The organism is Allobosea sp. RIT-PG3_2 (genome assembly GCF_057321085.1).
The window spans coordinates 617,120-630,013 of record NZ_JBXWCA010000003.1; the positions used below are offsets into that span (position 1 = coordinate 617,120).

Annotated in this window: 12 protein-coding genes; 5 read left to right on the top strand and 7 right to left on the bottom strand. The window is 66.8% G+C overall.

The window, feature by feature from the left end:
• The first annotated feature begins 85 nt into the window (after nt 1-85).
• Complete coding sequence (locus AC2FAN_RS13235) at nt 86-571, top strand: META domain-containing protein (protein ID WP_485174538.1); 486 nt, start codon at nt 86-88, stop codon at nt 569-571.
• 39 nt (nt 572-610) lie between these two features.
• Here the strand turns inward: AC2FAN_RS13235 and AC2FAN_RS13240 are convergent, their stop codons facing one another.
• From AC2FAN_RS13240 to groES, 4 genes are all read right to left on the bottom strand, one after another.
• Entirely contained in the window at nt 611-2,704 is a 2,094-nt protein-coding gene (locus AC2FAN_RS13240) for an ABC transporter ATP-binding protein/permease (protein ID WP_485174540.1), read from the bottom strand.
• A 377-nt stretch (nt 2,705-3,081) separates the two neighbouring features.
• Nucleotides 3,082-4,194 carry a branched-chain amino acid ABC transporter substrate-binding protein gene (locus AC2FAN_RS13245; protein ID WP_485174542.1) on the bottom strand — a complete coding sequence of 371 codons (1,113 nt, stop codon included), beginning with the start codon at nt 4,192-4,194 and terminating at the stop codon, nt 3,082-3,084.
• 338 nt (nt 4,195-4,532) lie between these two features.
• Nucleotides 4,533-6,170, bottom strand: a complete 1,638-nt coding sequence (gene groL / locus AC2FAN_RS13250) for a chaperonin GroEL (RefSeq protein WP_265052404.1) — start codon at nt 6,168-6,170, stop codon at nt 4,533-4,535.
• A gap of 48 nt (nt 6,171-6,218) precedes the next feature.
• On the bottom strand, nt 6,219-6,506 hold the full coding sequence (gene groES, locus AC2FAN_RS13255) for a co-chaperone GroES (protein ID WP_061964603.1): 288 nt from the start codon (nt 6,504-6,506) through the stop codon (nt 6,219-6,221).
• A gap of 227 nt (nt 6,507-6,733) precedes the next feature.
• On the opposite strand from groES, the gene AC2FAN_RS13260 reads away from it, so the two are divergent.
• Together AC2FAN_RS13260 and AC2FAN_RS13265 are read left to right on the top strand one after the other, a co-directional pair.
• On the top strand, nt 6,734-7,189 hold the full coding sequence (locus AC2FAN_RS13260) for a MarR family winged helix-turn-helix transcriptional regulator (RefSeq protein WP_265052405.1): 456 nt from the start codon (nt 6,734-6,736) through the stop codon (nt 7,187-7,189).
• A 69-nt stretch (nt 7,190-7,258) separates the two neighbouring features.
• Nucleotides 7,259-7,741 carry a PaaI family thioesterase gene (locus AC2FAN_RS13265; protein WP_265052406.1) on the top strand — a complete coding sequence of 161 codons (483 nt, stop codon included), beginning with the start codon at nt 7,259-7,261 and terminating at the stop codon, nt 7,739-7,741.
• Here the strand turns inward: AC2FAN_RS13265 and AC2FAN_RS13270 are convergent.
• A complete protein-coding gene (locus AC2FAN_RS13270; RefSeq protein ID WP_265052407.1) occupies nt 7,728-8,570 on the bottom strand; it encodes a DMT family transporter in 843 nt (280 codons plus the stop codon). The genes AC2FAN_RS13265 and AC2FAN_RS13270 overlap by 14 nt on opposite strands.
• Nucleotides 8,571-8,852: 282 nt before the next feature.
• Between AC2FAN_RS13270 and AC2FAN_RS13275 the strand changes: the two genes are divergently transcribed.
• Complete coding sequence (locus tag AC2FAN_RS13275) at nt 8,853-10,277, top strand: lipopolysaccharide biosynthesis protein (RefSeq protein WP_485174545.1); 1,425 nt, start codon at nt 8,853-8,855, stop codon at nt 10,275-10,277.
• Nucleotides 10,278-10,440: 163 nt separating this feature from the next.
• A complete protein-coding gene (locus AC2FAN_RS13280) occupies nt 10,441-11,238 on the top strand; it encodes a L,D-transpeptidase (protein ID WP_265052409.1) in 798 nt (265 codons plus the stop codon).
• 71 nt (nt 11,239-11,309) lie between these two features.
• On the opposite strand, the gene AC2FAN_RS13285 is transcribed toward AC2FAN_RS13280, so the two are convergent.
• Together AC2FAN_RS13285 and AC2FAN_RS13290 are read right to left on the bottom strand one after the other, a co-directional pair.
• Nucleotides 11,310-12,113 (bottom strand): DUF2076 domain-containing protein, encoded by an 804-nt coding sequence (locus AC2FAN_RS13285; RefSeq protein WP_485174547.1) that lies wholly within the window; start codon nt 12,111-12,113, stop codon nt 11,310-11,312.
• A 103-nt stretch (nt 12,114-12,216) separates the two neighbouring features.
• Nucleotides 12,217-12,894: L,D-transpeptidase (locus AC2FAN_RS13290; protein ID WP_485174549.1), on the bottom strand; the 678-nt coding region annotated here is incomplete at its 5' end.

A 12,894-nucleotide genomic window follows, 5' to 3' on the forward strand; every position in this document is an offset into this window, starting at 1 on the left:
TCCTGAGCCAATTGGCCTCTAGGCGTGTTAACCGATTTTGACGGCACGTCGCGCTGCCGCGCGAGTGAATGCAGGTAAGACGATCATGATCCGACGCCTTGGCCTTGCGGCCGTTCTTGCTGGCCTGGCCTTGCCGATGTTGATGCCGGGCGAGGCCGCCGCGCAGCGCCGCCAGCAGATGCCGTCCCGCTCCGAGCTGGGCGGCGGACAGACCGAGATTCCGCAAGCCCAGCAGGAGAAGACCTTTCCGCTGGGTGCGAGCTGGAGTGTCGTTCAGCTCAACGGCAAGCCGGTCTATGACCGGCGCGCGACGCTGCTCATCGACAAGAACCTGCGCGGCACCGGCTTCGGCGGCTGCAACACCTTCTCGGCTTCGGCCTATCCGCTGCGCCAGCAGGCGCTCGCCGTAGGGCCGATCGCGCTGACCAAGCGCAGCTGCGACAAGAGCGCGCTCGAATTCGAGCGAGCCTTCCTGACAGCGCTGCGCGCAACCCGCAACTGGGACCTCGTCAATGGGCGTCTCGTGCTCAAGGGCGCCGCGGGCGAGCTGACCCTCAGCCGCTCGCTCTGATCGTTTCGATCCCGACCGGACCGTTTCGCGCCGGCTGCCTCAGGCAGCCGGCGTTTTTGCTGTCGGCGTCGGCGTGAAGGTGCCGTCCGCGTTCGGCTCCATGATGACGATGGCGTCATGCATGGCGCGCAGCGTCGCGCGGTGGCCGATCGAGACGATGCGGGCCTCGGGCAGCTCGGCATCGATCGTGCCGTAGATCTCGCCTTCCAGCTTCTCGTCGAGCGAAGCGGTGGCCTCGTCGAGGAAGAGCCAGTCCGGCTTGCTCAGCAGCGCGCGCGCGACGGCCAGCCGCTGCTGCTCGCCGCCGGAGAGCCGCTGCCCCCACAGATCGATCTCATCGAGCCTGTCGGCGAGATGGCCGAGCTTGACCTTGTCCATCGCCGCACGGATCGCGGCGTCGTCATAGGCTGTCTCTTCGGCCGGATAGGCCAGCGCGGCCCTGAGCGAGCCCTGCGGCAGATAGGGCCGCTGCGGCAGCAGCATGATCTCCGCGTTGGCGGGAATCCCGACCTTGCCGTCGCCGAAGGGCCAGATGCCCGCGATGGCACGGAACAACGTCGATTTGCCGGAGCCCGAAGGCCCGATCAGCAGCGTCGAACGCGTCTTGCCGAGATCGAGCTCGCCGAGCTTCACGATCGGCTTGCCGTTCGGCAGCAGGAGCGTGGCATTGCGGATGCGCAGGCTCTCGTCGCGTGAGGTCTCGCGGCCGAGCGCTTCCTCCGAAATCGGCCCGTGATGCGCGTCTGCGATCGCCGTCTCGAAAGAGGTCAGGCGGTTGATTGAGGCGAGGTAGGACGCGATCGACGAGTAGCTGTTGATGATGAAGGAGAGCGCGGTCTGCACCCGGTCGAAGGCGCCGGCGACCTGCATCATGATGCCGAGGGTGATCGTGCCCGCGAAATAGTACGGCGCAAGAATGATATAGGGCAGCACCACGCTGAGCTGGTTGTAGGACAGGGTGAAGCTGGTGAGCTTCAGCCGGCGCCAGACCAGCCGGTAGAAGTTCTCGACGATGTCGCGGAAGCGATGGGCCAGATGGCTACGCTCGGTCGGCTCGCCCACCATCAATGCGATCTGCTCGGAATATTCGCGCAGGCGCGCCAGCGAGAAGCGGAAGTTCGCCTCGCGCTTCTCCTGCTCGAATTCCAGCCGGATGAGGGGGCGTCCGATGAGATGGGTCAGCCAGGTCGCGGCAGCCGCATAGAAGAACGCGACCCAGAAGATGTAGCCGGGGATGGCGAGGGAGGTGCCCGGCAGGGTGAAGGCGACGGGAATGTTCCAGAGGATGATCGAGAACGAGACCAGCGTCGAAACCTGCGAGAGCAGGGGCAGCGCGAAATTATAGGTTTGGTTGACGAAGGAGCGTGTGTCCTCGGCGATACGCTGGTCGGGGTTGTCGACGGTGCCGGCGAGCGCGATCCGGTAATGCGTGGCATGGTCGAGCCAGCGCTGCGTGTACTCGTTCGCCATGAACTGCCGCCAGCGGATCAGGATGGTGTAGTTGGCGAAGAGCTCGATCAGGTTGGCGACTACCCATATCGCGGCCCAGATGCAGAAGACGTAGAAGAGCTGATACCAGAATGCCGCCGCATCCTTGTTCTGCAGCGCGTCATACATGTCGCGATTGAAGAACGAGAGCCGCAGTGTGATGCCGACCTGCGCCTGGTTCAGCACGATCAGGAAGACGAAGAGCGCGACGGCCAGCGTGCCGAGGCGGATATTGAACGGCCCGATCGGCCAGAGATTGGCGGTGGTGGTCTGGTCGGATTCGAAATAGGGCGATGCGATCCGCGATATGCGCGCGATGACCGGCACGAAGGAGATCGCGTAGATCAGGATGCCGAAGACGCCGACCGTGATCGGCAGGCTCGTGGGAGCCGGCGGGATCTGCAGCGCCTCGGACCACCAGCCGACCTGCGCCATGATCGCGGCGGCGCCGAACAGCAGATACTCGATGGCGAAGACGCCCGAAAATATCCGCAGGAAGAAGGACAGGCTCGGCGAGCGGAAGGTCACCACCGCGAGCAGCAGGCCAACGACGCCCATGCCGATCAGCCCGGCCGATCCGGCTTGCTGGCCGACGACCAGCGTGACGACCGCCAGCACGGCGACGAGAATGCTCAACAGACGCATGGGCTGAAATCCTGGCGGGAAACGGTGGGAGCCACGATTCGGACCATGTCGCAGCGGATAGGGCCTTTCAATGGCCATGCGCCCGGATGAGCAAATTGTCATCTGACGGACAGGCGCTCGCGAGGCGCAGGAAGGCGCCGGTTGCTGGCCGCCTTTCGTCGACGCGCGGGGCATCCCGGACGCAGCGAAGCGGAGATCCGGGATCCATCATGGAGCGCCGTCGAGGCCCTCGATGGATCCCGGGTCGAGCCCGGGATGACGGCGTGGTTCGGTGAAACGAGGGCATGTTTTTCGAGCCAGAGAACGAAACGCCCCGGACGAGCGATGCTCGTCCGGGGCGCGAAGCTGGAGGGCCGGCGGGTCGAAAGCCCCGCTCGTCAATCGGCCGAGACGATCTTGCCGGAATCCCATTTGTACATGGCGAAGCTCGGCGAGCTCAGGTCGCCGGTCTTGCCATAGGTCAGCGTGCCGATCGCCGTCTTGACCGGCATGCCGGATTGCAGGGCCTTGGCTGCGCCGCTGGCGTCCCCCGCCTTGCCGGCCTTCTCGATTGCGGCCTTGAGCACCTCGACCGCGGCATAGGCATTGAGCGTGAAGGCCTCGGGCGGAATGCCCTTCTCCTTCAGCGCGGCGACGGCCTGGGCCGAATCCGGGTTCTTCAGCGCGTCGGTGGCGTTGGTGAAGAGGGTGCCCGTGGCGTGGTCGCCGCCGATCGCGGCGAACTCGGTGTTGGACAGGCCTTCGCCGCCGATGATGGTCGCCTTGACGCCGGCATCGGCGAGCTGGCGGGAGAGCAGCCCACCTTCCGGGTGATAGCCGCCGAAATAGATCAGATCGACATTGGCGGCCTTGAGGCGCGTCACGACCGCGGACATGTCCTTGTCGCCGGGGTTGACCGTCAGCGCGGCGACCTCCTTGAGGCCGCCGGCATTGATGCCCTTCTGGAAGGCGTCGGCGAGGCCCTTGCCGTAAGTGCCCTTGTCGTGGACGATCGCGATCTTCTTGTCCTTCAGGTTCTTCAGGACGTAGGTCGCGGCGATCTCCGCCTGCTGGTCGTCGCGGCCGCAGGTGCGGAAGACGTTGGTCAGGCCGCGCGTGGTCAGCGCCGGCGAGGTCGCCGTCGGCGTCACCATCAGCAGGCCGCTTTCCGCCAGCACGTCGGAAACCGCCATGGCGACACCCGAGGTCACGGGCCCGACCACGAACTTGACCTTCTCGCCGACCAGGAGGTTGGCGGCCGAGACACCCTGCTTGGGATCGCCGGCATCGTCGGCGAGCTTCAGCACGAGTTTCTCGCCGAGCACGCCGCCGCTCTTGTTGATGACGTCGACGGCGGTCTGGGCGCCGTTCTTCACCTGGTCGCCATAGGCAGCGACCGGACCGGTCAACGGCGCGACGAGTCCGATGGTGATGTCGGCCTGCGCAGCCTGGCTTGAGAGGAACAAGGCGGTCGCGATCGCGGCGCCCGAGAGGAAATGGGACTTTTTCATTTTCATCTCCCTACGAAATGCAACTTATGCGCGCGATCCTGCCGTGGATCGCTTGTCGCCTGTATAGGCCATGACGAGCCGAGGGGCACTGCCTGCTTTTTCATCAGCGGTGGCGGGAAACGCATGGCTGCTGCCAGCCCACTCCCGCGAAATCCTGATGTCATCCCGGACGGAGCGAAGCGGAGATCCGGGATCCATGCCTGAACGCGGGCGGAGATGCTCCGGCGTGGATCCCGGGTCTCCCTTCGGTCGCCCGGGATGACGCGGCATATCGTTGCTCAAACGAAAAAGGCCCGGCTTGCGCCGGGCCTTCTGTCGTTCTTGCCGTGGAGGCTGGATCAGAAGTCCATGCCGCCCATGCCGCCGCCGCCCATCGGGGGCATCGGGGAGTCCTTCTTCGGCAGCTCGGCGATCATCGCCTCGGTGGTGATCAGCAGGCCAGCGATCGAAGCCGCGTCCTGGATCGCCGTGCGCACGACCTTGGTCGGGTCGATGATGCCGGCCTTGACCAGATCGCCGTACTCGCCGGTCTGGGCGTTGTAGCCCCAGGAGTAGTCCTTCGACTCCAGCAGCTTGCCGATCACGACCGCGCCGTCATCGCCGGCGTTGTCGACGATCTGACGGGCCGGAGCCATGATCGCCTTGCGGACGATCTCGACGCCGGTCTTCTGGTCGTCGTTCTGGGTCTTGATCGACTTGACCGAGGACAGCGCGCGCAGCAGGGCAACGCCGCCGCCCGGCAGGATGCCTTCTTCGACCGCAGCGCGGGTCGCGTTCAGGGCATCGTCGACGCGGTCCTTCTTCTCCTTGACCTCGACCTCGGTCGCGCCGCCGACGCGGATGACCGCGACGCCGCCGGCGAGCTTGGCCAGGCGCTCCTGGAGCTTCTCACGGTCGTAGTCCGAGGTGGTCTCCTCGATCTGGGCCTTGATCTGACCGACGCGGGCCTCGATGTCCTTCTTCTTGCCGGCGCCGTCGATGATCGTGGTGTTCTCCTTCTCGATGCGCACCTTCTTGGCGCGGCCGAGCATCTGGAGGGTCACGGTCTCGAGCTTGATGCCGAGGTCTTCCGAGATCATCTGGCCGGCGGTCAGGATCGAGATGTCCTCGAGCATGGCCTTGCGGCGATCACCGAAGCCCGGAGCCTTGACGGCCGCGACCTTGAGGCCGCCGCGGAGCTTGTTGACGACGAGCGTGGCGAGAGCCTCGCCCTCGACGTCCTCGGCGATGATCAGGAGCGGCTTGCCGGTCTGAACGACGGCCTCGAGGATCGGCAGCATCGCCTGGAGCGAGGACAGCTTCTTCTCGAAGATCAGGACGTAGGGGTCTTCCAGCTCGGCGACCATCTTCTCCGAGTTGGTGATGAAGTACGGCGAGAGGTAGCCACGGTCGAACTGCATGCCCTCGACGACGTCGAGCTCGGTCTCGGCGGTCTTGGCTTCCTCGACGGTGATGACACCCTCGTTGCCGACCTTCTGCATCGCGGTCGAGATCATCTTGCCGACCGACTCGTCGCCGTTCGCCGAGATGGTGCCGACCTGCGCGACTTCCGCGTTGGACGTGACCTTCTTGGAGTTCTTCTTGAGGTCGGCGACGATGGCCTCGACGGCCAGATCGATGCCGCGCTTCAGATCCATCGGGTTCATGCCGGCGGCCACCGACTTGGCGCCCTCGCGGACGATCGCCTGGGCGAGAACCGTGGCGGTCGTGGTGCCGTCGCCGGCATGGTCGTTCTGACGGGACGCGACTTCGCGAACCATCTGGGCGCCCATGTTCTCGAACTTGTCGGCGAGCTCGATCTCCTTGGCGACGGTGACGCCGTCCTTGGTGATGCGCGGAGCGCCGAACGACTTCTCGATCACGACGTTGCGGCCCTTGGGACCCAGCGTGACCTTCACGGCGTTGGCGAGGATGTCCACGCCGCGCAGCATCTTGTCGCGGGCGTCGGAAGAGAACTTGACGTCTTTGGCAGCCATGAGAGCTACTCCTTAAAATGGAAACGGAAGCGAGCGGTCAGGCGGCTATCAGCCGACGACGCCCATGATGTCGGATTCCTTCATGATGAGGAGATCCTGGCCGTCGATCTTGACCTCGGTGCCCGACCACTTGCCGAACAGGACGCGGTCGCCCTTCTTGACGTCGAGGGCAACGAGCTTGCCGGCTTCGTCACGCGCGCCGGAACCGACGGCGATGACCTCGCCCTCCTGGGGCTTTTCCTTGGCGGTCTCGGGGATGATGATGCCACCCTTGGTCTTCTCTTCGCCATCCAGGCGGCGGACCACGACGCGGTCATGCAAAGGACGGAACTTCATGGTTCTGTCTTCCTCTCGGTCTTATTCGGTGCGGGCGCCGCTGAAGGGCCCCGGGTGAGGCTGTTAGCAGTCACCTGACGGGAGTGCTAACAGATGCCGCGGAGATAGGCTTGGGGTCGCGGAGAGTCAAGGAAGCCTGCGACGATAAAGTGAACGCCGCCAGATGCGGCATCGCCGCCCTTCGCCTACCGGCTGCCGCCAGCGCTAGAACACGCTAAGATGGCCGAATGACGACACCCGTGCCCGACCCCCGCCTCGACGCCATCGCCCGCTCCTGCGTCGCGCTGCACGTCCGCATGACAGCGCGCGCCGTGACGCGCGCCTATGACGAGGCGATGCGACCGAGCGGACTGAAGATCACGCAGTTCGTGCTGCTCTCGGCCTTGAGCACGGGGCAATGGAAGTCGGTGACCGAGCTGGCCGAGCGCTTCGCGCTGGAGCGGACATCGCTGACGCGCAATCTCCAACTGCTGGCGGTCGAGGGAATGGTCGAGCCGGTCGAATGCCGCGGGCGCGCCTCCGTCTATGCCGTGACGGAGAAGGGCCGGGCCGCGATCGAAGCCGCCATCCCCTATTGGCGGGCCGCACAGGACAAGATCGAGGGCGGCTTCGGCGAGGAGCGCTGGCGCGATACGCGCGACGGGCTCAAGGCGCTGCGCAAGGCGGCGCGTGATGTGCGTTGACGCACGGCTCCGATTGACGCGCATGCCATCCTCTCTCTATCGTGCAGATACACGATTGGAGAAGAAGTCATGGATCGGACCTTTGGTGTTGTGTCCCGCGAGGTGCTGGTTGCGGATGGGGGCCTGAGCTTCTTGCGCGGCATCATTGCCGGCACCCAGCCGGCCCCGCCCTTCGCCCAGACCATGGATTTCGATCTGGTCGAGGCGGAGGAGGGCAGGGTCGTCTTCGTCGGTGTGCCGTCGGCGCGCTTCTTCAACCCGCTCGGCACGATCCATGGCGGCTGGACCGCGACGATCCTCGACTCCGCCATGGCCTGCGCCGCGCACTCCACGCTGAAGTCCGGCGAGGGCTACACCACGCTGGAGATGAAGCTGAACTATGTCCGGCCGGTCATGCCCGATAGCGGCACGGTGCGCTGCGAGGGCAAGCTCATCCATCGCGGCGGTTCGGTGATCACGACCGAAGGCAACCTGCGAGACGAGCGCGGCAGATTGCTGGCGCACGGCACGGAGACCTGCCTGGTCTTTCCGGCGAAGCCTAGCGCCGGCTGACCGCGACGGCGCCGGCCACGATCAGCAGCGCGCCGAGATAGGTTGTGTACAGCGGCACCTCGCCGAAGACGAAGAAGCCGAGCAGGCTCGCCCAGATCAGCGCCGTGTATTCGATCGCTGCCAGCCGGGAGGCGGTCGCCCTGGCATAGGCCGAGGTGAGCGTGAGATGACCGGCGACGCCGAGCGCGCCGGCGACCAGATAGATCCCGAGGTCGGCAAGGCCCATCGGCACGAAGGCGAAAGCGGCGGGGACGGCGAGGCACAGCGCCGGCCCGACATTCTGGAAGGCGACGATGACGGTGGGGTGTTCCCGGACCGCGATCCGCCGCAGCAGGATCAGGTTGAAGGCGTAGCTCACCGCCGAGAACAGGGCGGCCGCGACGCCGAGACTGGCGCCGCTGACATGGCCCTGCAGCCGCGGCCAGACCATGACCAGCATGCCGGCGAGCCCGAAGCCGAGCGCCTGCAGGATGCGTTTGTCGATCCTCTCCTTCAACAGCAGGCCGCCGAGCAGCGCGACGAAGACCGGGGCGAGGAACGACAGCGTCAGCGCCTCGGCGAGCGGCAGCACCGAGATCGAATAGAAGAAGCTGCCGGCCGTGAGCACGACGAGGGGGATGCGCGCGACATTGCCGATGACGCTCGCGCGCGTCGGGCGGAGCGGGCGTGCGATCGCGAGGACGATCAGCGCGCAAAGGCCGCCCATCAGGAAGCGCATGAACAGCGCCAGGGCAAAGGGCTGATGCTGCATCTGGCCCTTCAGCACCGCATCCATGGCGGTGAGTAGGGCGATGCCGAGCGCGGCGCGCAGAGCGATCGACGAGGTCATGATGTCAGGCCGCGTCCATGGCTTTCCGGAAGGCGCCCGTGCGGACCATGGGCAGCAACTCCCGTCTAAGGCCGATCCCGGGGCGCGGATAGGGGAGGGGCGCACAGGCCCCCAATGCCGCCATTGCAGGTGTGAAAGCGCCGGAACGTGCCGGCGCCGACACCTCCCCGCTTGGAAAAGGGCCGCGCCGACGCTAGGCCGTATCGGGGCAGGCTTGCGGCAGCCGGGCGAATCGCGCGAACCGCCACATAGCGCCGCGCAGGACGAAGTGACCGAGAGGCGATGACCGTTCTTCTGCCCTTCATCGTCAATGCCGGGCTGAATTTCGTCCTCGGGCTGCTCGTTGCCCTGTTCCTCGGCCCCGCAGCCTTCGGGGTCTATGCGATCGGCGCCGCGATCGTCGTCCTGGTCAACACGGCGCTGCTCGACTGGCTGAAGCTCTCGGTCATCCGTTTCTATTCGGGCCGCGAGCGCGATCCCGGTATCCGCGCGACCCTCGATCTGCTCTTCGCCGGCATCGGCCTCTCGCTCTGCGCGCTGCTGGCGGCGGCGCTGCTGGCCGGCATCGATACGGGCCTGCCGATGACCCTGCTCGTCGTCGCCGTTGCCGGGGGCGTCGGTGCCGGCTGGTTCGACTATCACGGCGCCATCGCCCGCTCGCGCTTTCTCGATGCCGCCTATGCCCGTCTCGTCGTCGTCAGGAGTTCCGTTGCGCTCCTGCTGATGGTCGGTGCGGCCTGGCTGATGCGCGATCCCGTGCTCGTCCTTCTTGGCGGGCTCGTCAGCACCATCGTCTCGGTGCTCGCCGTGCGCCGCAGGCTGGCCGAGGACGGACCGAGCTTTGCCGCGGCGCGGACCGACCTCGCCCGCAGCTTCGCGCGCTATGCGCTGCCGCTGGTGGCCGGCAACGCCGTCTATTCCATCATCCCGCTGCTCAATCGCGCGATCCTGGCGGATCGACTCGGTTTTGCGGAAGCCGGCTATTTCTCGCTCGCCTCCGATATCGGCCTGCGGCTTTTCCCCGTTCTGGCTTCGATGCTGGAGATCCTGCTGCTGCGAGAGGTCATCCGTCTCGACGAGACGCGGGGGCGGCTGGCAGCGCAGAAGCGCATCGCGCGCAATATGGCGTTGGTGCTTGCCGTCGTCCTTCCCGTCGCCCTGGGCTTCTGGCTGACGCTGCCGGCCTTCGAGCGGGTCTTCGTGCCGGTGAGTTTTCGAGGTCACTTTGCCAACCACATGGCATTGCTGCTGCCCGGCTTCGCGGCGATCGCGCTGTTCCAGGCGGCGATCTACCCGGTCTTCCTGCTGGAAAGGCGTACGCGCGTCGCGGCGCTCGCCGCTCTGGTGGGGCTGGTGGTCAATCTCGCCGTCATCTACCTGCCGCCGGGAGCGTTTGCGCCCGGAACGATCGCAATCGCGCAAAGTGCCGCCTTCGTCACGGCGTTTCTCGTCACCGGCGTGGTGGCCTTGCGCGCGCTGCCGTCCTGGCCGCCGCTGCACGATATCGGCTGGATCATCCTCGCCGGTGTCGTGATGGGAGCGGTGGTCTGGCCGCTGCAGAACCGCTTGCCGGCCTTGCTGGAGTTGCCGCTTCAGATCGTCCTCGGCGGGCTGGCCTATGCGGCTGTCATCCTCGCCTGCGATATCGGCCGCTGGCGTACAGGGCTGAAGCTGCGCTGGCTCGCCCGAAAGAGCGCGCGGCGATAGCGCCTGCAACGGTTCCTTCACCCTGACATTTGACGCCGCGCTAAGGTTAATTCCGCGAACTGAGCGGTTTGAGCCCGGTTTCGGCCCGCAAACCTCGGCGATTCACCATTCCTTTGAGGCAGCGCCGCAGGCTCCCGGCAGTTGATGTCGAGAGTATTGCGTGATGCGTCGAACGATTGTGCTTCCGCTGCTGGTCGTTGCCGGCACCCTGGCTGCGAGCGCGGCCGTGGCGCAGGGCTATGCCGCCCCGAACGACCCCATGGCCGCCGCCCGCGGCCGGGCGAATTATGGCGGCGGCTTCATCGAGATGCTGATGACCGGCCGCGACCCGACGCCCTATGGCCGCGGCGGCGCCGTCTACAACCGCCCCGGCGGCTACGCTTATGGCCAGACGGTCCGATCTGCGCCCGGCTACGAGGTCGACCCGTTCGAGGCGGCGGGGCAGCCGCGTGCCGGCCGCCGCATGGCCGCGCTCGGCGAGCCGGTCGAGCCGCAGCAGGGCATCCAGCAGATCGTCGATCCGCGCTTCCGCAAGCAGGAGGTCGCCTATGACGGGCCGCACAAGCCCGGCACGATCATTATCGATACCCCCCAGCGTTTCCTCTTCCTGGTGCAGCCCGGCGGCAGGGCCCTGCGTTACGGCATCGGCGTCGGCCGCCCCGGCTTCTCATGGGCCGGGATGAAGACGGTGTCCCGCAAGGCGGAATGGCCGAGCTGGACGCCACCGGCCGAGATGCTCAAGCGTCGGCCGGACCTGCCGCGCTTTATGGCAGGCGGCCCGGAAAACCCGATGGGCGCGCGCGCCATGTATCTGGGCTCGACGCTCTACCGCATTCACGGCACCAACGAGCCCAACACCATCGGGCAGGCGGTCTCGTCGGGCTGCATCCGCATGACCAATGACGACGTCACCGATCTCTACGAGCGCGTGCGCGTCGGCGCCAAGGTGCTGGTGATCTGAGGCGGAGCGGAAGGCCGCACGCAAGAAAAAGCCCGCCTTCTCAGGCGGGCTTTGTCATTTCGGGGCTGGCGTCAGACCCAGCTGTCGTCGTCGCCTGAATCGAGGCCCGGATCGTCGTCCTCGTAGGTCGCCGGCTCGGATCTGGCCTCGCCGTCATAGCCCTGGTCGTAGCCCGAGCGATCCTGCGCTGCCTGGTCCGAGGCGCCCTGGTCATAGGCCGCCTGTTGCGTGCTGGCACCGGCATCGGTGTTGGTGCTGGCGCTCGTATCCGCCGCGGCTGCCGGAGTCGCGGGCTTGGCGGCGTTGCCCGCGCCGCTGAAGGCATTGGTCAGCACGTTGCCGAGGACGAGACCGCCGGCGACGCCGGCTGCCGTCGTCAGGGCGCTCGCCATGAAGCCGCCGCCACGGCCGGCGGCCTGCTGCGGCTGGTTGCTCCACGGGCCGGGCTGCGCGGACGCGGCGGCCTGCATCGGCGCCGCTTGCATGGGCTGGCCCTGCGGCTGCGTGTTCCAGGCGCCGGACGGCGCGGGCGCGTCGCCGCGCGGCGGGACGGAGGGAACCGATCCGGCACGCGGCGGGCTGGCGCCGCCGAAGATGCCTGACAGGAAGCCGCCGGCCGCCGGCTGGGATGCGGCTTCGCTGGCGCGGGTCTGGGCCTCGCGCAGCTGCGCCTGCAGGCTCTCGACCTGCTGGCTCAGATTGGTGAGGGCCTGCTCCTGCACATAGACCGCCTGGGCCATGGCATAAGGCGCATAGGGCTGCTCGCGCAGGCGTTCTGCGATGAAGTTCTCAGCCTCGGGGTCGCGGGGCTGATTGGCCGCCTGTTTCAGGCGGTCGAAAATCCCGGCGATCACGTCGCGTTCCTGCGGCGTCATCGTCATCTCCTCTCGTTGCGCGGCATCGCTTGCGCCGCGCTCAAGAGGTGGGACCGTCCTGTGACAGTATCAAGGCCGAAGCCGCGGCACGCTGCCGCGCGCTTCAGATGCTGCCGCCGAAATCGTCATCCGGCGGCGGGATCTCGTCGCCATCCATGTTCGGCTGCAGCGTGCCGCGGTTGAGCACCACGACGGCCGTGCCGGTCGGTACGCGGCTGTAGAGATCGATGATGTCCTGGTTGAACAGGCGGATGCAGCCGGACGAGACGGACTTGCCGATCGACCACGGCTCGGACGTGCCATGGATGCGATACAGCGTGTCGCGGCTGCCCTGGTAGAGATAAAGGGCGCGGGCACCGAGCGGGTTCTCGAGTCCGCCGGCCATGCCGGCAGCCCAGGGGCGGTTCCGCTCCGGCTCGCGGGCGATCATCGCGGGAGTGGGAGTCCAGCGCGGCCACTGCGCCTTGCGGGCGACGGTGGCCCGGCCACGCCAGGACATGCCCTGCTTGCCGACGCCGATGCCGTAGCGGATCGCCTTGCCGTTCTCCTGAACGAGGTAGAGGAAGCGGTTGTCGGTATCGACGACGATGGTGCCGGGCTGCTCGCGCGTCGGATAGGACACGATGCGGCGCAGGAACTGCGGATCGACCTCGTCCAGGTCCGTCGCCGGCAGCGGGTGCTGCTCGTCGGGCCGCTCGCCATACATCGTGAGATACTCGGCGCTGACATGCGGCCCACGCGAGGCAACCTCGAAGGGTTGCTGGCGCTGGCCTACGCAGGC

Bases quoted from the DNA above. Each gene is read 5' to 3' on its own strand.
- AC2FAN_RS13235 (WP_485174538.1), top strand. From the start codon at position 86: ATGATCCGACGCCTTGGCCTTGCGGCCGTTCTTGCTGGCCTGGCCTTG.
- AC2FAN_RS13240 (WP_485174540.1), bottom strand. From the start codon at position 2,704: ATGCGTCTGTTGAGCATTCTCGTCGCCGTGCTGGCGGTCGTCACGCTG.
- AC2FAN_RS13245 (WP_485174542.1), bottom strand. From the start codon at position 4,194: ATGAAAAAGTCCCATTTCCTCTCGGGCGCCGCGATCGCGACCGCCTTG.
- groL (WP_265052404.1), bottom strand. From the start codon at position 6,170: ATGGCTGCCAAAGACGTCAAGTTCTCTTCCGACGCCCGCGACAAGATG.
- groES (WP_061964603.1), bottom strand. From the start codon at position 6,506: ATGAAGTTCCGTCCTTTGCATGACCGCGTCGTGGTCCGCCGCCTGGAT.
- AC2FAN_RS13260 (WP_265052405.1), top strand. From the start codon at position 6,734: ATGACGACACCCGTGCCCGACCCCCGCCTCGACGCCATCGCCCGCTCC.
- AC2FAN_RS13265 (WP_265052406.1), top strand. From the start codon at position 7,259: ATGGATCGGACCTTTGGTGTTGTGTCCCGCGAGGTGCTGGTTGCGGAT.
- AC2FAN_RS13270 (WP_265052407.1), bottom strand. From the start codon at position 8,570: ATGACCTCGTCGATCGCTCTGCGCGCCGCGCTCGGCATCGCCCTACTC.
- AC2FAN_RS13275 (WP_485174545.1), top strand. From the start codon at position 8,853: ATGACCGTTCTTCTGCCCTTCATCGTCAATGCCGGGCTGAATTTCGTC.
- AC2FAN_RS13280 (WP_265052409.1), top strand. From the start codon at position 10,441: ATGCGTCGAACGATTGTGCTTCCGCTGCTGGTCGTTGCCGGCACCCTG.
- AC2FAN_RS13285 (WP_485174547.1), bottom strand. From the start codon at position 12,113: ATGACGCCGCAGGAACGCGACGTGATCGCCGGGATTTTCGACCGCCTG.